Here is a 20,720-nt window from a genome sequence, read left to right as displayed (position 1 = left end):
GCCTCCGGGCGCCGGACCGTGACGCCGAGGGACTCCAGCAGGGCCACGAAACCGTCGATCTCCTGCTGCGCCCGCTCGATCAGCACACGCGGATAGCGGAAGCCCGCCGCGAGCCCCTGCAGCCGCCCGGCCCACGGCGGCACGTTGCAGGTGACCACCGCGTGGTCGGTGGGGATCGTCGCGCCTTCCAGACGCCCGACGATGATCTCCTCCAGCGGATCCCACTCTGTGTGCGAACCGACCGGCGGGACGATCCGCTCCGCCGGCTCGCCGGTGGCCGCCGGACGCTCCACGCCCTGGCCGGCCGCGGTCGGTACCTCGGGCTCCAAGACGGCCATGCTCACCACCTCCGGATCGCGAGCTTCGGTGATGCGCCGTATTCGGCGGGTTACTCACCGTGGCCTGCCGGGGCCGTCCACGTCAACAGTCGCGACGCCCATCGGGGGCTGACCGAGTGCCCGGCTGCGCTTGTCCACTCTCACGGCACCGCACTACGTTGCCGAGGTGGATGTCTTCTGACGCACCTGGACGGCGTTGCGCGCGGCGGTGGCCGATCTCTCCGACGAGGACTTCGGGCGGCCGTCGGGCTGTACGGGCCGGCTGGTGCGGGACGACCCGCTCGACGCGCTGACGGTCCGGCTGGCCGCCGCTCACGAGCGGGCGCCGACCGAGGCGGAGCAGGCGGAAGTCGGCGAGCCGGCGGCGAGGTTCCCGCTGTATTAGGGCTGATCGGACGAGGTGCCGGACGCCAGCCGAGCCGGGGCGAGGCTCAGCGGGGAGAATGGAAGAGGTCCGCCCTCCGCCGGGCACGATCACGTCACAGAGCCGCCACCCGGGAGCCGCGGCCGCGGACAGCCGCTTCCCGGCCCGGCGTCGAACCGGATCGAACGGGGTGGGAGCATGGTCGGCATGGACATCCGCCGCAGGAACAACGTGAACGTCATCGGCCGCGGCGACGCCCCGGTGCTGCTGCTGGCCCACGGTTTCGGCTGCGCCCAGAACATGTGGCGCCTGGTGGTGCCGGCCCTGGCGGAGCGCTACCGGGTCGTGCTGTTCGACTACGTCGGCTCCGGCGGCTCGGACCTGTCGGCGTGGAGCGAGGAGCGGTACTCCTCGCTGCACGGTTACGCGGCCGACGTCGTCGAGGTCTGCGAGGAGCTGGACCTGCGCCAGGCGGTGTTCGTGGGGCACTCGGTCAGTGCCATGGTGGGGGTGCTGGCGGCGCAGTCCGCGCCGGAGCGGATCGGGGCGCTCGTGATGGTGACGCCCTCGCCCTGCTACATCGACGACGAGGGCTACCGCGGCGGCTTCAGCACCGAGGACATCGACGAGCTGCTCGACTCCCTGGAGGCGAACTACCTCGGCTGGTCGTCCGCGATGGCCCCGGTGATCATGGGCAACCCGGAGCGGCCCGAGCTGGGCCAGGAGCTGACCAACAGCTTCTGCGCCACCGACCCCGACATCGCCCACGTCTTCGCCCGTACGACCTTCCTGACCGACAGCCGTGAGGACCTGAAGGGCGTCTCCGTGCCGACCCTGGTACTGGAGTGTGAGCAGGACGCCATCGCGCCCCGCGAGGTCGGCGCGTACGTGCACGCGGCGATCCCGTCCTCCCGCCTGGTCACGCTCGACGCGACGGGGCACTGCCCACAGCTGAGCGCGCCGGTGGCCACCACGAGGGCGATCCTCGGCTTCCTGGAGTCGCTCACGTGATGTGCCGCGCGAGCGGCGTGCCGGAATCCGCCGGGACGGGGGACGAGGCGAGCACGGACGCCGCTTTCACCGCGCTGCTGGAGGACAGTGCGGAGGACCTCTACGAGTCCGCTCCGTGCGGCTACCTGTCCACGATGATGGACGGCACCATCGCCAAGATCAACACCACGCTGCTGGACTGGCTCGGCCTGGAACGTGCGGCCGTGGTGGGCCGCAAGCGTTTCCCGGACCTGCTGACCGTCGGCGGGAAGCTGTAACACGAGACGCACTTCGCGCCCCTGCTGCGCATGCAGGGCGAGCTGCGCGGCACCGCCCTGGAGATGGGGCGCGCGGGCGGTGGAAGGCTGCCGGTGCTGGTCTCCGCCGTCGTCAGACACGGGACCGAGGGCAAGCCCCTGCTCATCCGCATCACCGTCTTCGACGCCTCCGACCGCCGCGCCTACGAAGAGGAACTCCTGCGCCGCCGCCGGGAGGCCGAACGGGCACGTGCCGAGGCGGACGAGGCCCGGCGGCAGGCCGAGGCCGACCGGGCCCGGCTGGCCGACGCGCTCGCCGTCCTGCAGAAGTCCCTCGTGCCGGACTCGCTGCCCGCCATACCGGGCCTGGAGTGACGTCGAGGGCCGTGCGGCTCCTGGCCGCCCCCGAGTCCGCCGCCGCACTTCTTGGCGCTCCCCCGCACACCACCGCCCGGCCGGAAAACGCTTGGACTGCGTGGTCGCGGGCGCGGGACACTTCCGGACTCGACCCGAAACTCCACACATCCGTTGCGGCGACGGCCCCTGCCCGCACCCGCGCGTGGCGGGCGGCCACTGAACGACACAGGGGTGGGATGGAAACGCCGGAAACACGCAGGGTTCAGCCGGGCAAGCGCTCGGTACTCCTCGCACTTCGCTACTACGGAAGGGAGTTGTCCCGGCTGCGCCGGTGGACGGCTCCCGCCATGCTGCTCATGGCGCTGGGCAACATCGGACTCAACTACATCGCGCCGCTGATCGTCGCCAAGCTCGTCGGCGACCTCGCCGGCGACCGGGACGTCACGGTCGACTCGACACTGCCGTACGTCCTCGGCTTCGCCGGTGTCCTGCTGCTCGCGGAGGCGTTCTGGCGTATCGCGCTGCACTGCCTCAACCGTCTCGACGCCATCGGCATCGAGCACCTGTACGTGATCGGGATGGACGAGCTGTTCGCCAAGGACGCCGCGTTCTTCCACGACAACTTCGCCGGTTCCCTGACCAAGCGCGTCCTCAGCTTCGCCGCCCGCTTCGAGCAGTTCGTCGACACGCTGACGTTCCAGATCGTGGGCAGCTTCGTGCCGCTGGTGTTCGGAGCGGTGGTGCTGTGGCGCTACGAACCACTGCTCGTCGTCGGTCTGCTGGTGATGATCGCGCTGACGGCGGTGCTGGTCGTGCCGCTCATCCGGCGCCGGCAGGCGCTCGTCGACCAGCGTGAGGAGGCGATCGCCCGGGTGGCGGGCCATGTCGCCGACAGTCTGATGAACATGGACACCGTGCGGGCGTTCGCCGCCGAGGAGCGCGAAGCCGCCGAGCACCGCTCCCGGGTCGCACGCTCGCGCCGGCTCACCATCCGGTCATGGGACTACGGCAATCTGCGCATCGACACGCTGGTCGCGCCGATGTCGGTGCTCACCAACGCGATGGGCCTGCTGCTGGCGGTCACGCTCGGCGGGGGCGCGCACGGCGTGGAGGCGGTCGTGGTCGCCTTCGCCTACTACAGCAACGCGACCCGGATCATGTTCGAGTTCAACCAGATCTACCGTCGGCTGGAGAGCTCGATGACGGAGGCCGCGCAGTTCACCGAACTGCTTCTGACGCCGTCGACGGTGCTCGACCCGCCGGCACCCGAGCCGCTGCGGCCGCGGGCCGCCGACATCCGCTTCGAGAAGGTGACCTTCGCCCACCGTGGCGGCCGACCCCTGTTCGAAGGACTCGACCTGGCCGTGCCCGGCGGGGCCAAGATCGGCCTCGTCGGCCGGTCCGGGGGCGGCAAGACCTCGCTGACCCGGCTGCTGTTACGGATGACGGACATCGACGGCGGCCGCATCCTGGTCGGCGGCCAGGACATCAGCCGGCTGCGCCAGGCCGATTTGCGCGGTCAGATCGCCTATGTGCCGCAGGACCCGGCGATGTTCCACCGCACCCTGCGGGAGAACATCGCGTTCGCGCGGCCGGACGCCACCGACGCCGAGATCCGCCGAGCGGCCGAGGCGGCCCACGTCACGGAGTTCGCCGACGCGTTGCCGGAGGGCTTCGACACCCTGGTGGGCGAGCGGGGCGTCAAGCTGTCCGGTGGTCAGCGCCAGCGCGTCGCGCTCGCCCGGGCGATCCTGCGCGACGCGCCGATCCTGTTGCTCGACGAGGCGACCAGCGCCCTGGACTCCGAGAGCGAACTGCTCGTCCAGGAGGCACTGTGGCGGCTGATGGACGGGCGGACCGCGCTCGTGGTGGCGCACCGGCTGAGCACGGTCGCCGGCATGGACCAGCTCGTCGTCCTCGACCGCGGGCGGATCGTCGAGCAGGGCACGCACCAGGAGTTGCTCACCCTCGGCGGCGCGTACGCGAAGCTGTGGCAGCACCAGTCGGGCGGCTTCCTCGACGACACGGCTGGGCGGGCCGAGGTGACGTAGCGCCGGCACGGGCGGGGTGCCGGGCTGGCCGCTCTGGGCGATCCCGACGGTCCGGGGTCCGCTCGCGGTGTGCTCCTGGCGTTCATGGCGGCCTTCCCGATCGGCGCACCCCGCGGTGGGCCGGGGGACGCCTCACCGGCACCCGGGAGCGCCTGACGATCAGGGCTGCCGGGCGTGCACCGGGCTGTTGGCGACATCGTCCGGGCACTCGCGGTGCGGATCCCGCGTCCGCCGCTCGCGCCGCCAGTCGAACGCCGCCAGGGCCAGGGACGCCGCCATACCGGCGATGCCGGCGACCAGTGCGAGGAAGAGGGCACCGCGGTAGTCGTCGTCCTGGTTGCCGAGCACCAGGTAGAAGAGTCCGGGCAGGGCGGCGGTGCCCACCGCGGCGCCGAGCCGCTGCCCGGTCTGCAGTGCGCCGCCCGCGGCCCCGGCCATGTGCACGGGCACGTCGCGCAGCGTCATGGTGATGTTGGGCGAGATCACGCACCCGCCGCCGACGCCACCGAGGAACAGGGCCGGGACGGCGAGCCAGGGCGCGATGTCCAGAGGGGCGAAGCGCAGCAGCAGCGCTGTGCCGCCCAGGCCGAGGATCACACCCGTGAGGCCGCCCACGGTGAGCAGGCGGCCGAGCCGGTCCACCAACCGGCCGGAGACCGCGGCCGCGCAGGCCGAGCCGACGGCGAAGGGCGTCACGGCGAGGGCGGACCGGAGCGGGGAGAAGCCGAGCCCGTGCTGGTAGAAGAGGGCGAAGACCAGCCAGACGCCGCTGAAGCCGATGAAGTACAGCGTGCCGACGCCGGCACCGACGGCGTAGCCGCGCACGGTGGTGAACAGGCGCGGATCGAGCAGCGGCTGGGTGCCGCGAGCCAGGAGGCGGCGCTGCCACCGGGTGAAGCCCACGAGGAGCGCGGCCCCGACGAGGAACAGCCACCACAGGCGGGTCAGTCCGCCGGCCTCCGCCTGCACCAGCGGATACATGAGCGCGAGGACGCCGAGGCCGAGCAGCAGGACGCCGGGCAGATCCACGTGGCCGCGGCCGGAACGCCGGGTGCGGGGCAGCAGCCGGCGGCCGAGGAGCACGGCGAGAACGCCGATGGGGACGTTGACGTAGAAGATCCACCGCCAGCCCTGGGGGCCGTCGGCCAGCGCGAGGATCAGGCCGCCTGCGAGGGGGCCGGCCGCGGAGGAGATCCCGACGGTGGCACCGAAGAACCCGAAGGCGCGGCCGCGTTCGGCGCCGCGGAACATCTGCTGGATGAGCGCGGAGTTCTGCGGGGCCATGAAGCCGGCGGCAAGACCCTGGGCGATGCGGGCCGCCACCAGCAGCGTGACGCTGGGGGCCGCCCCGCAGGCCGCGCTGAAGAGCACGAAGCCACTGAGGGCCAACAGGAAGATGCGGCGCCGGTCCAGTGCGTCGCCGAGGCGGCCGGCGGTGACCAGGGCGAGGGCGAAGGAGAGTGCGTAGCCCGACACCACCCACTGCACCTGAGCGGCGGAGGCGTGCAGCTCCTGCTGGATGGTGGGCAGGGCGACCGCCACGATCGACACGTCCAGCAGGCTCATGAAGCCGGCCACCAGGGTGACCCACAGGGCACGCCATCGGTTCGGCTCCGGCTCGTACCCGGCCTCCCGTGCGCCCTGCTTCCCGCCCTCCGCTGACGCTGTCACTCGGGCTCCTCTCACCGGGTACGCACCCGGGCGGAACAGGTTCCCCGACCGGGGCACGAGCACACACCCGACCGCGGATCGCCTCGGGACCGGGACCGGTCGTCTCACCCTGAGCGCCCGTGCGACACGGTGCGTAGTCGACCGTGCGCCGCGCGAAGGAGGTCGTTTGATCGCTCGAGATCTGTGCAGGCGTTGTGCTTGGGAAGACGACCGGCGAAAGGAACGACGTAATGGCGGCGACCGACAACGACGAGTCGGTGGATCCCGCGGCGGTGAGACGACACCGGGTGCTGTTCCGGGCGGTCGAGAAGCGCCGCAACCCGAAGCTGCGCCGCAGCGACATCACCGTGACCGACGAGGCGGCGGTCAAGCGCGCCACGAAGGCTGCCGCCCTCGGCAACGCGATGGAGTGGTACGACTTCGGCATCTACAGCTATCTGGCGTCGACCATCGGGAGGGTCTTCTTCCCGTCGGGCAACGACACCGCCCAGTTGCTCGGCTCCTTCGCGACGTTCGCGGTGGCCTTCCTCGTGCGACCGCTCGGCGGCATGGTCTTCGGGCCGCTCGGTGACAAGGTCGGCCGCAAGCGCATCCTCTCCCTCACCATGATCATGATGGCGGTGGGCACCTTCGCCATCGGGCTGGTCCCCTCGCACGCCGTCATCGGCCTGTGGGCCCCGGCCCTGCTGATCTTCTTCCGGCTGGTGCAGGGCTTCTCGACCGGCGGGGAGTACGGGGGTGCCTCGACCTTCATCGCCGAGTACGCGCCCGACAAGCGGCGCGGCTTCTTCGGCAGCTTCCTGGAGCTGGGCACGCTCGCCGGCTACGTCGCGGCCTCCGGCCTCGTCGTCGTCCTCCAGACCGTCCTCAGCGACGACCAGATGCTGGCGTGGGGCTGGCGCGTCCCCTTCCTGGTCGCGGCCCCGCTCGGACTGATCGGCCTCTACCTGCGGCTGAAGCTGGACGAGACACCCGCGTTCCAGAAGCTGGAGGGCGGCCAGGTCAAGGCGAGCGAGGCCGCCGATGCCGTGGAGACCTCGGCCGTCGCCGACCTCGGCAAGATCTTCACCCGGTACTGGCGGCCGCTGCTGCTGTGCCTGGCGCTGGTCGCGGCGTACAACATCACCGACTACATGCTGCTGTCGTACATGCCGACCTACCTGTCCGACGAGCTGGGCTACGAGACCAACCACGGGCTGCTGATCCTGCTCCTCGTGATGGTGCTGCAGATGTGCGTCATCAACCAGGTCGGGCGGCTGTCGGACCGCTTCGGGCGCAAGCCGTTGCTGATGGCGGGGATGCTCGGCTTCCTCTTCCTCTCGCTGCCGTCCTTCCTGCTGATCCGGCAGGGCAGTGTCGTCCTCATCGCCCTGGGCCTGCTGCTCATGGGGATCTCGCTGGTGATGATGCTCGGCACGATGTCGGCGGCGCTCCCGGCGATATTCCCCACCCAGGTGCGGTACGGGTCCCTCTCGGTCGCCTACAACCTGGCCACCTCGATCTTCGGCGGCACGACTCCGCTGGTGATCACGGCTCTGATCAGCGCCTTCGATTCGACCCTCATGCCGGCGTACTACGCCACGGGCGCCGCGGCCATCGGTGTCATCGCGGTGCTGTGCATGCGGGAGACGGCGAAAAAGCCCCTGGCCGGCTCCCCGCCGTCCGTCGAGACGGAGGAGGAGGCCGCGGAACTCGTGCAGGCGCAGTCGCCCCAGCCCAGGTTCTGACCGGCGCGCAGGCCCCGCCCGCATCGAGCGGGCGGGGCCGCCGCGACGGTTGGGTCCGGGCCGGCCGGGAACGCGGTGCGCGGTGTGTCCCCGAGAGGAGGCCGGTGCGGCGATGACCGAGTACGAACGTTCCCGCACGATGCCCGCACAGCCCGAGCACGTCTTCGACCAGGCCGCGAACGCGGGCCGGCTGGACGGCCGGCTGCCGGAAGCCCCGCACGTGGATGCGGAGGAGTTGCCCGCCGTCACGGTGCACGAGGACCGCACCGGCGAGGGCACCTCCACCCTGCTGCGCGCCCGGACGCCGCTCGAATGGGGCACCCGTGACCAGGGCGGCTACGCGGGCCGGTTCCAGGTCGCCGGCCTCGACGGCGGGGCCGGTGAGGTGACGATGTACCTGTCGTTCTTCGACGACAGCCGCGATCCCGGTGAACATGCCTTCGGCGCCGCCCTGGAGACGGGTCTCGAGCGCCTGGAGGAGCAGGTGCGGCTGCGCGTCGACCACGAGGCGGGCTGACGCCCATGGCACGCACCCAGCAGTTCGCCGTCGCGGCGTCCGGGCAGTGGACCGACGAGGAGGAGGGCCGACGCCGTCTTCCCTCCGGCGAGGTGCACGCCTGGGAACCGGGCCGGAACGAAACCGTCTGCGGCCTCTCCCTGAGCCGCTCCCGGCTGCTGCGCTTCCCCCATGTCAGCTGGCCGGACACGTTTCCGGAGTCGGGTGGAGCGGCGGACCGGGTACGGCGCCAGTGCCCGCGCTGCGCCTCGGTGGCGGGCCGCCGGGGCCACGACGCACGGCCGCGGTGGCGGCGCACGAATCCCCGGCCCTGAGCCCCCCCTCCGGCCGACGGCTCGGCCGACTGAGCCGGCCTCCGGCCGGCGGCTCGGCCGACGACGCGGGGAAGCCGCACGGCGGTCGCCGTCGGGGGCCCGCGCGGCGGCGCTCGTTCGCTCACTCCCCCGTGGTCCCGTCCCGCTGCACCCGCCGCCCCGCGGCCGCGGCCTCACGCATGACCAGCAGGAACCGCCGTACGGCAGCCAACTCCCTCTCGTCGAAGTCCCGCATCGAGCCGACCATCTCGTGGATCAGCGGTCCGAAGAACGACCAACCCAGCCTGACGGCCTCGTCCCGCACGAGCAGCAGCACGCGCCGACGGTCCCGTGTGTCCCGTTCGCGGCGCACGAGTCCCAGCCGCTCCAGCCGGTCCACCAGGGCGGTGGTCGACGCCGAATTCACGCCCAACTGCGCGCCCAGCCACCCCGGGGTGGCTGGGGTTCCCGCCCGGCCGGCGTCCAGCAGGTGGATCAACGCGCGTACGTCCGTGGGATGCAGGCCGTTGCGACCCGCGAACTCGGCTGCGAACAGGTCCAGTTCCATCGTCACGGCTCGCAGCAGATGGACCAGTTGAAGACCCGGGTCCTGGTCGTCCATGCTTCACTCCCCTAATATCTCGCTGAGCGAGATTATCGCTCACCGAGTCATGTGAGGCGGAGACATGGGTGCCGAGGCAGCCTTCCTCGCGGCGTACGACGCCGTCCTGCGCGAATGGCCCGTCGAGGTGCGGAGCGTGGACGTGCCCTCCCCCTACGGCAGCACCCGGGTCCACATCAGCGGCCATGCGGACGGCGCTCCGCTCGTCCTGCTGCCCGGCGGCGGTACGACCTCCGTGGCCTGGTTCGGCAACGTCGGCGCCCTGTCCGCCGCTCATCGGGTGCATGCCGTCGACCTGATGGGCGACATCGGCCGCAGCGTGCACGACGGGGCGCCCCTGCGGGGCACCGCCGACCTGATGGCATGGCTCGACGCCCTCTTCGACGAGATGAAGCTGGACGGGGCGCACCTGTGCGGTCACTCCTACGGTGCCTGGATCGCCCTGAACTACGCCCTGCACGCACCCCACCGGCTGGGCAGGCTCGCCCTGCTCGACCCGACCGGCTGCTTCGCCGGCATGAGCCCGCGCTACCTCGCGCACGCGCTGCCGATGCTGCTGCGGCCCACCGCCGAGCGGGTGCGCGCCTTCCACCGGTGGGAGACCGGGCGCGACCCCGAGGATCCGGCGTGGCAGGCCTTCCTGGGCAGCACCGCCGGCGCCCGGCGGTCGAAGGTCGTCGCGACGCGCCGCCCCAGGGCAGGGGACGTGCGGGGGTGCACCGTCCCGGCCCTGGTGCTCCTGGCCGAGCACAGCCGTGTCCACGACGTACGACGTGTGGCGGCCACCGCCCGCCGACTCCTGCCCGGGGCGAGCGTCGCCACCCTGCCCGGCGCCTCCCACCACTCCATTCCGACCGAACGGCCCGCCGAACTCAACCGCCTGCTGACGGAGTTCCTGGCCTGAGGAGACTCAGGACGCGGGGTCGGCGATGCCGGTCACGGGCGCCGGGCGCCGCTCCTGGCCGTCGCACACCGAGGCCGAGCCGCACACGGCGGCCCGGGGCCGAATCGGGACGCCGTTGCTGCGCAGCACCTCACGGACGTCCAGGATCAGGGAGAACACCTCGTGGTTGCGGTCCTCGCCCTGCTCGTCCCAAGCCCGCTGCTCGGCCTCGACGGCCATGCGGTCCTCGGCGAACACGCGCTCGGTGAACCGCCGGATGAACGGCCGGGCCAGGTGAAGGGCGCCGGGGATCCGGGGCTTCTCGATCATGAGCAGGCCGTAGGTGTGGCTCATGCGCTGCTCGGCGTCCTCGGGCACGTACGCGGCCCAGAGGCGGAAGGCGGGCCGCTCGGCGTTCTCCGGGACCAGGTCGAGGGTCTGGTACGGGTACTCGGTGCGGATGGTCATGACGTCGCTGGAGTCGCTGCCGTTGATGCCCTCGGCGGCGAGCAGGCTGGCTCCGCGGTTCCGCTTGCCCCCGGCGTGGGTGAACAGGTACCTGGCCTCCACCGACCGCTCGTCGGCCCGGTGGTCGAGCAGTTCGGGGTGCAGCCTGCCGACGACGCCTCGGTGCAGGAACTGGTGGTTCATGTCGAGCAGGTTCTCGTGCATGAACGAGTAGTGGCAGCGCACGGTCCGCGAGTACGTCATGGTCCGGTACCGCGGTGAGCCGAAGGCCGGCAGGTGGGGCAGCGGGGTGGCGGCCGCCTTGTCGGGGTCGCCGGGGAACACGAACACCAGGCCGTACGCCTCACGGACGGGATAGCCGCGCACGCCGCGCGGCGGCCGGCCGTCGCCCTTGGACAGGTACGGGATCTGCGAGATGCGGCCGTCGCCGCGATAGGCCCACGCGTGGTAGCGGCAGCGGAGGGTCTCGCCCTCCACGACACCCATGCTCAGCGGCACCTGCCGGTGGGCGCACCGGTCCTCCAGGGCGTACACCGTGCCGCCGGCCCCGCGGAAGAGCGCGATGCGCTCACCGGCGAACGCCGTCGCGAACGCCCGCCCGCTCCGCACGCTCCGGGACAGGGCGACCGGGTACCAGTGGTCCGGGTTGGCCCCGACCCGCCGGAGGTCGACCACGCCGGGCCTCGCGTCACGATGCGGCGAGGGCCGACTGCTTCCGGCCCCGGCAGGGAAGGCCCCGGCCTCGTCGGTGTCGGTCATACCTCTCCCTCGCACGTCCACGTCCACCTTCACGGGCAGCGACAGCCGCGCGCCCCACCGGACGGCGTCGAGCCACCGATGCGAGCCCCCGGGCACGCTCCATCCTGACCGCCGCCCCACGGCCACGCCCTGCCCAGCGCGTGCGGACGGGTGAGGCCCCCTGAACGCTCGCTGATGGCGCGGCCCACCCGGCGCGAGGGCGCCGACTCCTGCCGGAAGGAGCCGCGCGGGCAGGTCAAGGTTCTTCCTCACGCAGGTTTCGATCACGCAAAAAGCATGGCTGTGACATCCACGTCGGTGCGAGGGTCCTCTCCGCACAAATGATCTATCGATGGAGATGCGATGAGAGGCATCCTCGCCACGGCGCGCGAGCAGACGGCGGCTTGCGCCCGGTGAGGGCTGGTGCAGTGGGGCCCGGGCCGCGCATGGCCCGGGCACTGTGTCTGATGGCGGCGTGTGCGCTGGCCACCGGGTGTACGGCCGGCGCCGCTGACAGGGCGCCCGCGTCACAGCGGCCGACGACCCCGAGCGCGGAGCAGAGCAGTCCGCGGGTGCGTCCGTCGCCTGTGGCTTCGGTGCACTCCGAAGGCCGTACGCGTGTACTGGAGTACGGAGACCTGATCGTGCGTGCCACACCGGAGAGCAGCGGTGTGCGTACCGAGATCGAGGTAGCCAATACCTACCAGCGAAAGGCGACGTACTCGGTCCAGATCAGCATCGCTGACGGTAAGGGCTGGACCGCGTACAACCGGTTCTGGCTTCAGGACGTCCCTCCGGGAAGAACCGGGCGGGATGACGCGGTGATCGGCTCGGCAGACATGGGTCCGGTTCCGCAGGTACCGAAGATCTACGTCGATGAGTTCACTCCCCTCGTCGACCGGAAGTAGGACAGGGAAACCGACTGTGCGCCAGGGGCCTTGACCCCACATCCTGTGCGCTTGTTTCCCGGCGATGACGATGGACGTACGCACTTCGCCCATCCGCGCCACCCGCGGTCCGGCGAGGCGTTCGAGTTCTGGAGCGGATGAATCGACCACCGCGTCTGCCGCAGCTCCGCGTGCGAGGGCCACTCGGAACTGCGCGACCGTCACCCGGACCACCGTCGGCTCGCCGAGCAGGGCGAGCGCCTTGTCCAGGGCGGCCAGGGCGTCCTCGTACGCGCCGGCGTAGGCGTTGACCCGCCCGTGTTCGCAGGCCAGGGCCGTGTCCAGGGAGCGGCCGTGGGCCTCGTGACCGGCGGCGCGGGCGCCGCCCGTGTTCGCAGGCCAGGGCCGTGTCCAGGGAGCGGCCGTGGGCCTCGTGACCGGCGGCGCGGACCTCGTCGGCGATCCGGCCGGCGTCGGCGAGGAAGGCGGAGGCGTCGTCCAGACCGTCGGGGCCCTGCCGCTGGGCCTGGAGGCGGGCGAGTTCGCGCAGGCGAGCGGCGGACGCAGGGCCACGCGTACGGAGTGCGGCCCGAGAAGAGCGGGTGACGGGCACGTCACCTCCCGTCCGGTCGGCACAGGAATCACAAAGGCGTGTCAGGACGATTGACGCACCCCTGGCCAGGCCCTACCTTCTGATCGATTTCCCGAACTTCGTTCGATATACCGACGGTTTAGCACCGCACGCCCCCTCACGCCCGCGCCACCTCCACGTCCCCCGCACGCCTCCCTGGAGCACAAGATGAGCGCAAACCCCCACCTGTCCCGCCGCGGCCTCCTGGGCATGACCGCCGCCGTGCCGCTCGCCCTGACCCTCGGCACCGGCACCGCGCACGCCGCCGACTCGGCGTACGCGATGGTCTACTTCACCGAGTCGACCAAGCTCGGGGACGGCACCGACTACGGGCTGCACCTCGCCGTCAGCGCCGACGGGCTCAACTGGACCCCGCTCAATCAGAACAACCCCCTCGTCACCCCGACCGCGGGGGCGCTCGGGCTGCGGGACCCGTTCCTGATGCGCAAGCAGGACGGCACGTTCGTCGTCCTCGCCACCGACCTCAAGGGCACCGACTGGAGCTACAACAGCCAGTACATCCACGTCTGGGACTCGGCCGACCTGCGCACCTTCACCGGCTACCGGCGGCTGAAGCTGCACGACATGACCACCCACAGCTGGGCCCCCGAAGCGTTCTGGGACGCCGGCCGGCGGCAGTACGCGGTGATCTACTCCTCGGTCAACTCCAGCGGCCACAACGTGATCATGGTCAACTACACGACCGACTTCGTGACCGCCTCCGCCCCGCAGGTCTTCTTCGACCCCGGCTACGACGTCATCGACGGGGACATGGCCGTGGGCGTGAACGGCTACAACTACCTCTACTTCAAGAAGAACCAGACACTGGTGGGGGCCAGATCCACGTCCCTGAACCCGGGCAGCTTCACCGAGTTCAGCACGGGCGTGGCGCACGGCGGCACCGAGGCGCCCACGCTGGTGAAGTCGCTGACGTCGAGCACCTGGTGGCTGTGGGGCGACACCTACACGCCCAACGGCGTCTTCTACGCCTGGCAGTCCGGCAATCTCGCCTCCGGCACCTGGACGGCGCTCGACCAGAGGGCCTACACCCAGCCGGTCAACTCCAAGCACTGCGGCATCGCGACGATCACCGGGGCCGAGTACGACAACCTGCTCGCGAAGTGGGGCGCGCCGGCCTGGAACCGGCTCAAGTCCTACAACTACCCGGACCGTTACGTGCGCCACTCCAACTACGCGGGCCGCATCGACGTATACCCGGTCGAGCCGTACAAGGACTCCCTGTGGACCCTGGTCCCCGGGCTCGCCGACAGCTCCGGGGTCTCCTTCCGGTCCGTCAACTACCCGACCCGTTACCTGCGGCACTACAACTACGAGCTCCGCCTCGACGTCAACGACGGCACGTCGACGTTCGCCGCGGACGCGACCTTCCACCGCACGGCGGGCCTGGCGGACGCGAACTGGTCGTCCTTCCGCTCGCACAACAACCCGACCCGTTACATCCGCCACTCCGACTACGCCCTGCGCATCGACCCGGTCTCCACGACGACCGACCGGCAGGACGCGACGTTCCGCGTCGGCTACTGAGCCGGAGACGGGCCGGCCGCGTCGACGGAGCCACTTCCCCGACCGCCCGCGTGCTCGCGGGTCAGCGCACCCTCCCCCGCGCCTTCAGAGGCACGGCCGGCAGCTCCGGAGCAGGCAGCGGAGCCCCGTCACCCCTTCACCTCACCGAACCGTGTCCCTTGCGAGCAGGTCGATGGCTGCCAGGGACAACTCCAGCCGGGCGGCATCGACAGCGAAGTGGCGGGAGGGGAACCGGCCGAATCCGGTGGTCTTGCCGCAGCGGATGCGGTCCTCGACCCGGGCGTGCGCACGGTGGCGGACCTCCAGCAGTAAGACCTGCTGGGGCAGCTGGCGTATCGCGCGGCGGACCGGTTCGGTTATGGACCATCCGACAGAGAAGGAGGCGTGTATCCGGCGCGAGCGAAGGGCACGGATGTGGGACAGGAACGTCTTGGCGGATCCGGCGCCGTCGGCGCGGATGAGGATGTCGGTGCCGTGCCGGTGGGCGTCCGGAAGCTGGGCAAGCGCGGCATCAAGGACGGCGATGTGGTCGGCGGCGGTGTCGGCCGCAGCGTTACCGGGCCGCAGCAGGCCGGCCAGGGCCTCGCCGGTGTTGTCGAGGAAGCACAGCAGCGGGTGGTAGCCGAAGCCGTGTTTGCAGGTCGGTCACCAGACAAGCTCGCTGATCGGCAAGCGGATGACTTCTGGATTCTTACTCTTCATAAGATGGCTTCTTACTCCCCGTATGTCGTTCGAGTATTCATTATTCATCGCTTTTCCATTGTGATCGTCAAGTGCGCGAGAACAGTTGAGCTGTCACCTATGTTCCGAGTCGGCCCTCCGCAGGATGGTCCAACTCTGATCTGAGGAGAAGCACTTGAAGCCTTTCGGTCGTGTCGCTGCTGTGGTCGGAAGCGCGGCACTCGCTCTGATGGGGACGGCGCTCGCGCCCCAGGCCTATGCCAAGGGAGGCCACCAGGCCACTACTTCCAACGCCGCCCTCGTCGCCCAGGCGAAGGCGCTCGCCCCGCTCCGGGCCATCGCCAACGCGGTCGGTGAACAGGGGCGCGGAGCCTACACCGACACCTACAGCAACATATTCCTCGACCAGAAGCACCACCAGGTGGACGTCTACGCCACCGACTCGGCCCGCGGTCAGAAAATGATCGCCGCTGCGAAAAGAGCCCACCACGACATCGACCTGTCGAAGGTGAAGTTCATGCGGGCCAAGTACACCAAGAAGCAACTCGACGCCGCCGTGGCACAGATCATGGCGTCTTCGAAGGTCTCGAAGGCATCGCAGCTGACGGTGTATTCGGCGGCCGTCACCCCCGACGGCTCCAGCGTCCAGGTCACGGCCAAGCCTTCTGCCGTCGCCGAGGTCAAGGCGATCGTCTCTCACGTTCACGCCACGGCGGACGGGCTTGCGGGCGGACCGTCCATACCCGTCACCGTCACCGCCGGTTCCCCGATAAAGGCGGCTACCTGGCGGTGGAACGACACCTATCCGCTCATCGGTGGTGACGTCCTCCTCGGTCAGGGTGTCAAATCCGGGTACGTGGACCAGTGCACATCCGGCATCGCCGCAGAAAACGCCTCCACCGGCGAGGACTACCTCATCACCGCCGACCACTGCTACCCCCTGGGAGCCGATGTCTTCGGTGAAGCCACTCCGGTGGGCGCCTGGGGCACCAACTACGGGAACTACCTGGGCGAAGTCACCAGCGGCGACGACTACTGGGACGCCCAGATCATCGACACCGGCCACAAGTCGGGCGCCGGGAGCAACTCCGACGAGGCCGACCAGCCGCAAGGCACGTGGTACCCGGTCCAGAGCGACTTCTACTCCTACAACGGCGACTCGGTGTGCCAGGACGGCGCTCGCTCGTACTACGACGGCCACGGTGTGCCCTGCGGCATCAATGTTGTCAACCAGGACATCACCTACAACGCGACGTGGGACGACGGCTCGGTCCACGCAATCCGCGGGGTCGAGGGCCAGAAGTCCGGCTGGGCCGTGGAACAGGGCGACTCGGGCGGACTCGTCTTCTCCGTCGCCTCCAGCTGCTGCCGGCAGGCCCGGGGGGAGGTCTCCGCGATGGACGGCAACGACACCATGTTCTGGACCGAGGCCCCTGACATCCTCGGGCACTTCGGGCTCAAGCTGAACCCGCACACCTGACAGTGATGTATGCCGTGGTGACGCCGCTGGTGGGCCTGACCCAGCGACTGTCTTACGTCTCGACTGTCCGGTTGGGGATCTGCCGGCCCGCCGGGCGTCACCACGCATGCTGCCGGCCGGGCGCTCGTGACTTCAGGAGCATGGCCCAAAAGCCCCGTCACTGTCTTGTCCAGCCGCCCGAGCGGCGCGTGCCGCCCTCGGCACGGACACGCAAGGGCTGACACAACCAGCATGACGCACAAAGGCCCGGAGATCACAGCGATTCGTCACCCGCGTGGTCCACCGCACGCTGACCAGCAAACCAACCGAACGAGTCACTCAAACCGATCTTGCTCTGGTGGCTTGACGCCTACGGGAGCATCCCAAGCCTCATCCTCCCGGCCGCATCCGTGAAACCAGGGGCACCCCGTGCTCATCCAACCGACAACTCGATGGGAGATCCCGTGAAGAAGTCACTTGCCGTGCTGGTGCTCCCAGCAGCCCTTCTGGCTGGCTGCGGCACCCACACCACTGCGTCCACGCCCGCTGCCATGAACGCCGAACCCTGTGGGCAAACCGTCAAGGGCCTCGTCACCGGCTTCCATGACCCGGTACAACTGAACATTTCCCGAATATCGCTGGGCGCCCACTCCATTGGCGCCGTCTACCGGATCACCGAGAACCACCATGGAGAGACATTCACATCGGGCGACAAGGCCCCCTCGGGTTATCTGACGCTGAACGGGAAGATCGTCGGCTACTCCAGCAACACCCCCACGACGCCCACCCGTCCCCACCCCCTCGACCGCGGCCCCTCCACGGGATCCGTGGCTGTAGACAGCCTGTGCCCCAAAACCACCTGGCCAGCCTTGAAAAGGCCCGCCAACGGCTACCGTTTCACGGTCGTCCTTCCCCGGAAGGCCCAGAAGGCGTGGATCACCTCAGAACCCATCATCGTCAGCGCCGCTACCGCGGCCACACAGGTCACGAGGTGAACCACTCCCGGTCCGATGGAGGCTCGACTCCCTGAGAGGACCGAGTCACAGCACGTCCGTCCCCCTACCCTGCCGAGCTTCGCGAGCGTGCAGTGCGCATGGTCGCAAAAGATCCGCCCCAACTACCCGACCGAGTGGGCCGAAATGAAGGCGATCGCCACGAAGCCGGACATCGGTGCCGCGGAGACGGTGCGGACCTGGGGTGTCCCGACACCTCCATGTCTCACCCAGCCGGTGACCGACACGCGATGTCGCCGTAGATCCTGGTCGCTGTCGTCTATGTAGTGAGTCGGCGGTAGTTGATGAGGGCTGCGGAGGATCATCTCCCAAGTGCCGTCGAAGGCCCCCCATCGAAGAGACACGCGCCAGAGGCCGACCCCGGCTCGGGACGGTTCCGGGGGCGGACGGTCATCCGCAGCGCGCGCGGCCGTACGGTGAGCCGGGCGACCTGGCGGATGACCTGGCCCTCGGTGAGTTCCAGCCGTACCGAACGCAGCATCGTCGCGAGCGCCGTGACCATCTCGGTGAGGGCGAAACGGTCCCCCATGCACTTGTGCTTGCCCTCCCCGAAGGGCACGAACGCGCCCGGCGGAAGCTCCTGCGCGGCGTCGTTCCACCGGTCCGGGTCGAAGGTGAGCGGGTCGGGGAAGCGCTCGGGGTCGCGGTGCAGGGCGTGCTGGCAGTAGGCCAGTTCGGTGCCGGGGGGCAGCGTCCACTCGCCGAGCCGGGTCTCCTCGGTGGTACGGCGGGTGACCAGCCAGCCGGGGTGGTGCAGCCGCAGGGTCTCGTTGATCACCCGGTTCAGGTACGGCAGCCGGGTCACGTCGTCGAAGGCGACCGGCCGTCCGGCGAGGACCTCGTCCAGCTCGGCCAGGACCCGGGCCTCGATGCCGGGGTGGCGGGCGAGTTCGTACAGGGTCCAGGACAGCACCGACGCGGTGGTCTCGGTGCCCGCCACGGCAAGGGTGAGGATCTCGGAGCAGATCTGATCCCCGGTCAGCGGCTCACCGGTCTCCTCGTCGACGGCGCGCAGCAGCATGGAGAGCATGTCCCCGGTGTCGTGCCCGGAGGCCTGCAGTTCGTCGACGGCGGTGTTGATGGTGGCGCGTACGCCGGCCCGGGCCCGGTCGAAGCGGCGGTTGAAGGGCAGCGGCAGGCGCTCGGCCCAGTCGGGCAGCATCATGCGCACACCGACGTCGTTCATCACCACCGACAGGTCGCTGCGCAGCCGTCGGAATACGGCGTCGTCGAGGCTGCCGGAGAACACCGTCTTGGCCAGCATGTCGAGGCTCAGCCCGACCATCGCCTCGCGTACGTCGAGGGCCCGCCCGGGCTCCCAGCCGGCGACCGTGGCCGTCACCTCGGCGCGCATGATGTCGACGTACCGGCTGATCTCGGTGTGGGCGAACGCCGGTTGTACCTGGCGACGTTTGCGTACGTGAGTCCGGCCGGTGGCGGTGACGACACTGTCACCCAGCAGTTGGCCCAGCTTGTCGTAGAGTCGGCCCTTGTCGAGGGTGGGCGCCAGGGCCTTGAGCATCTGGTGGATCAGGGCCGGGTCCTGGACCACGACGGTGCGCGTCCCGGGTTGCAGGACGATCTCGACGAGTGGTTCCCGTGTCTCGCGCAGCGAGTCGATGAAGCCGAGGTTGTCGCGCATTTTCAGAGCGTGGCCGATGAACGGAAACGATCCTGCAGCCCGAGGTATGGGGGGAGGCGCAGTGGACGTCACGGGTCATCCCTTCACGTCGATCTTGGGCACCCCTATGACTTCCCTGAACTTTCCCCAGCGCAATCCTGTCATGAACGTGTCCTGCGCCACCTGGGACGAGCTGGTTGAGGGGAGGAGGAGCCCGTCCCCTCCCCGTTCCGGTCCGCCGAGCTTGGTCGCCTGGGCCTGGGTGCGGAGCTGAGAGAAGAGCTTCTCCATCGCACGTGATTGAGCGTCAGCAAAGTCAGCGTCAGGTCAGCAAGAGTCCTGCCACAGCTGCCCACAGACAGCCACACCGCGCAATCACCGACCCCGCCGACCCGAGCAAGCGACGCGCTCGGCCGCCGACCGGCGAGCGGTCCAAAAGCGGCCGGCAATGCCCAGCCGCCGCCCACTCAGCAGCCACCGACCCGCGAGCATTCCAGCAGGTCAGCGCACTCTTCCCCGCGGCTTCAACGGCACCGGTGGCAGCTGCGGAGCAGCTAGCGGAGCCCCGTCATACCCCTTCACCTCACCGAACCGTGTCCCTTCCATCCAGTCCCGCCGCGCCTGCTCGATCTCCTCCTGCGACCGTCCGATCCAGTTCCAGAACATGATCAGCTCCTCCTCGAACGGCTCGCCGCCCAGGAGCATCAGGCCCGCGTCCGACTCGGCCCGCAGGGGCAGTTCGCCGCGGCCGCACCCGAGGTAGAGCATGGAGCCGGGCAGGACCGGGACGCCGTCGACGTGGGCCTCGCCTGACATGGAGAGGACCGCGTACTCGAAGTCCGGCTCCAGCGGCAGGCGTAGGTCGGCGCCCCGGGCGAGGGCCAGGTCGGCGCCGACGATCGGGGTGTACGCCGTGCCGGGCGAGGTCGCGCCGTCGAGGTCGCCGAGGATCAGCGTGGCCGTGAGGCCGGGTGCCGTGACGACCGGCAGACCGGCGTGGTGCTCGAAGCGCGGGTCGGTGTGGCGGTGCCCGTCGGGGAGGGCGACCCACAGTTGCGCGCCGTGCAGGAACCGGGCGTGCGAACGCGGGCTCTCCTCCGAGTGGCTGATGGCCCGGCCGGAGGTCATCAGGCCCAGTTCGCGCGGGCGGATCGTCTGGAGACTGCCGGTGGAGTCGCGGTGCAGCACCTCCCCCTCGTGCAGCCAGCTCACCGTCTGCAGACCCATGTGGGGATGCGGCGGCACCTGCATGCCGGGCTCGTCGGCGATGTCGTCGGGGCCGTAGTGGTCGACGAAGCACCAGGCTCCGACCATGCGGCGGCCGAGGTTGGGCAGCAGCCGCCGGACCTCGCTGGACTCGCCCAGTCTGACCTGGCGAGGGCTGAGGAGTTCACGCACCGGCTCCGCCACCACGAAACCACGACCACCGCACAGGGCAGGGGTCGCCTCGCGCTCAAGATTGCTCATGGCGCACAACCTAGTCCGGTGCGGGGCTCACGTCAGCGCGTCATTCGGGCGGTGCCCTGCCCCGACGGCGGAACGATCACCCGTCCGGCACCGAGCTGCACATAGTAGCCATGTACATAATAGCTATGTACTGTATCCAC

The 20,720-nt window shown here is 70.1% G+C and carries 15 protein-coding genes and 5 pseudogenes; 12 read left to right on the top strand and 8 right to left on the bottom strand.

Annotated features, from left to right (window positions below; all coding sequences use genetic code 11):
• Positions 1–338: pseudogene (locus ACWD1U_RS36075) on the bottom strand (amidinotransferase); the annotation flags it as partial.
• Between the two features lie 196 nt (positions 339–534).
• Between ACWD1U_RS36075 and ACWD1U_RS36070 the strand changes: the two are divergent.
• From ACWD1U_RS36070 to ACWD1U_RS36055, 4 genes and pseudogenes are all read left to right on the top strand, one after another.
• A pseudogene (locus ACWD1U_RS36070) lies at positions 535–657 on the top strand (maleylpyruvate isomerase N-terminal domain-containing protein); the annotation flags it as partial.
• Between the two features lie 252 nt (positions 658–909).
• A complete protein-coding gene (locus ACWD1U_RS36065) occupies positions 910–1,713 on the top strand; it encodes an alpha/beta fold hydrolase (protein ID WP_451113590.1) in 804 nt (267 codons plus the stop codon).
• Positions 1,713–2,321 (top strand): annotated as a pseudogene (locus ACWD1U_RS36060) (PAS domain-containing protein); the annotation flags it as partial. The gene ACWD1U_RS36065 and the pseudogene ACWD1U_RS36060, both read left to right, overlap by 1 nt.
• Before the next feature lie 221 nt (positions 2,322–2,542).
• Positions 2,543–4,357: an ABC transporter ATP-binding protein gene (locus ACWD1U_RS36055; RefSeq protein WP_451113589.1), complete on the top strand. Its 1,815-nt coding sequence runs from the start codon at positions 2,543–2,545 to the stop codon at positions 4,355–4,357.
• Positions 4,358–4,516: 159 nt separating this feature from the next.
• Here ACWD1U_RS36055 and ACWD1U_RS36050 read toward each other — a convergent pair whose 3' ends face one another.
• Positions 4,517–6,028 (bottom strand): MFS transporter, encoded by a 1,512-nt coding sequence (locus ACWD1U_RS36050; protein WP_451113588.1) that lies wholly within the window; start codon positions 6,026–6,028, stop codon positions 4,517–4,519.
• Positions 6,029–6,258: 230 nt separating this feature from the next.
• On the opposite strand from ACWD1U_RS36050, the gene ACWD1U_RS36045 reads away from it, so the two are divergent.
• The 3 genes from ACWD1U_RS36045 (at position 6,259) to ACWD1U_RS36035 (ending at position 8,586) form a co-directional block, all read left to right on the top strand.
• Positions 6,259–7,755: an MFS transporter gene (locus ACWD1U_RS36045; protein WP_451113587.1), complete on the top strand. Its 1,497-nt coding sequence runs from the start codon at positions 6,259–6,261 to the stop codon at positions 7,753–7,755.
• 112 nt (positions 7,756–7,867) lie between these two features.
• The gene (locus ACWD1U_RS36040; protein WP_451113586.1) at positions 7,868–8,272 is read left to right on the top strand and encodes an SRPBCC family protein; all 405 of its coding nucleotides are present in this window, start codon (positions 7,868–7,870) and stop codon (positions 8,270–8,272) included.
• A gap of 5 nt (positions 8,273–8,277) precedes the next feature.
• Complete coding sequence (locus ACWD1U_RS36035; protein WP_451113585.1) at positions 8,278–8,586, top strand: hypothetical protein; 309 nt, start codon at positions 8,278–8,280, stop codon at positions 8,584–8,586.
• 121 nt (positions 8,587–8,707) lie between these two features.
• Here ACWD1U_RS36035 and ACWD1U_RS36030 read toward each other — a convergent pair whose 3' ends face one another.
• Positions 8,708–9,187: a MarR family transcriptional regulator gene (locus ACWD1U_RS36030; RefSeq protein ID WP_451113584.1), complete on the bottom strand. Its 480-nt coding sequence runs from the start codon at positions 9,185–9,187 to the stop codon at positions 8,708–8,710.
• 64 nt (positions 9,188–9,251) lie between these two features.
• Between ACWD1U_RS36030 and ACWD1U_RS36025 the strand changes: the two genes are divergently transcribed.
• The gene (locus tag ACWD1U_RS36025; protein WP_451113583.1) at positions 9,252–10,091 is read left to right on the top strand and encodes an alpha/beta fold hydrolase; all 840 of its coding nucleotides are present in this window, start codon (positions 9,252–9,254) and stop codon (positions 10,089–10,091) included.
• A 6-nt stretch (positions 10,092–10,097) separates the two neighbouring features.
• On the opposite strand, the gene ACWD1U_RS36020 is transcribed toward ACWD1U_RS36025, so the two are convergent.
• Positions 10,098–11,297: a Rieske 2Fe-2S domain-containing protein gene (locus ACWD1U_RS36020; protein WP_451113582.1), complete on the bottom strand. Its 1,200-nt coding sequence runs from the start codon at positions 11,295–11,297 to the stop codon at positions 10,098–10,100.
• Positions 11,298–11,920: 623 nt separating this feature from the next.
• Between ACWD1U_RS36020 and ACWD1U_RS36015 the strand changes: the two genes are divergently transcribed.
• Positions 11,921–12,184, top strand: a complete 264-nt coding sequence (locus ACWD1U_RS36015; protein WP_451113591.1) for a hypothetical protein — start codon at positions 11,921–11,923, stop codon at positions 12,182–12,184.
• A 114-nt stretch (positions 12,185–12,298) separates the two neighbouring features.
• Here ACWD1U_RS36015 and ACWD1U_RS36010 read toward each other — a convergent pair.
• Positions 12,299–12,713, bottom strand: a pseudogene (locus ACWD1U_RS36010) (hypothetical protein); the annotation flags it as partial.
• A 249-nt stretch (positions 12,714–12,962) separates the two neighbouring features.
• Here ACWD1U_RS36010 and ACWD1U_RS36005 point away from each other — a divergent pair.
• Entirely contained in the window at positions 12,963–14,339 is a 1,377-nt protein-coding gene (locus tag ACWD1U_RS36005; protein WP_451113581.1) for a glycoside hydrolase family 43 protein, read from the top strand.
• A gap of 159 nt (positions 14,340–14,498) precedes the next feature.
• On the opposite strand, the pseudogene ACWD1U_RS36000 reads toward ACWD1U_RS36005, so the two are convergent.
• Positions 14,499–14,981: pseudogene (locus ACWD1U_RS36000) on the bottom strand (transposase); the annotation flags it as partial.
• A gap of 268 nt (positions 14,982–15,249) precedes the next feature.
• Between ACWD1U_RS36000 and ACWD1U_RS35995 the strand changes: the two are divergent.
• Together ACWD1U_RS35995 and ACWD1U_RS35990 are read left to right on the top strand one after the other, a co-directional pair.
• Positions 15,250–16,500: a peptidase gene (locus tag ACWD1U_RS35995; RefSeq protein ID WP_451113580.1), complete on the top strand. Its 1,251-nt coding sequence runs from the start codon at positions 15,250–15,252 to the stop codon at positions 16,498–16,500.
• A gap of 443 nt (positions 16,501–16,943) precedes the next feature.
• Positions 16,944–17,474, top strand: a complete 531-nt coding sequence (locus tag ACWD1U_RS35990) for a hypothetical protein (RefSeq protein ID WP_451113579.1) — start codon at positions 16,944–16,946, stop codon at positions 17,472–17,474.
• Between the two features lie 319 nt (positions 17,475–17,793).
• Here ACWD1U_RS35990 and ACWD1U_RS35985 read toward each other — a convergent pair whose 3' ends face one another.
• Positions 17,794–19,206 (bottom strand): cytochrome P450, encoded by a 1,413-nt coding sequence (locus ACWD1U_RS35985; RefSeq protein WP_451113578.1) that lies wholly within the window; start codon positions 19,204–19,206, stop codon positions 17,794–17,796.
• 408 nt (positions 19,207–19,614) lie between these two features.
• The gene (locus ACWD1U_RS35980; RefSeq protein WP_451113577.1) at positions 19,615–20,580 is read right to left on the bottom strand and encodes a pirin family protein; all 966 of its coding nucleotides are present in this window, start codon (positions 20,578–20,580) and stop codon (positions 19,615–19,617) included.
• Positions 20,581–20,720 lie beyond the last annotated feature (140 nt).

The sequence above is a fragment of the Streptomyces sp. NPDC002788 genome, from assembly GCF_053592115.1.
This window is presented reverse-complemented; position numbering and strand designations above follow the sequence as displayed.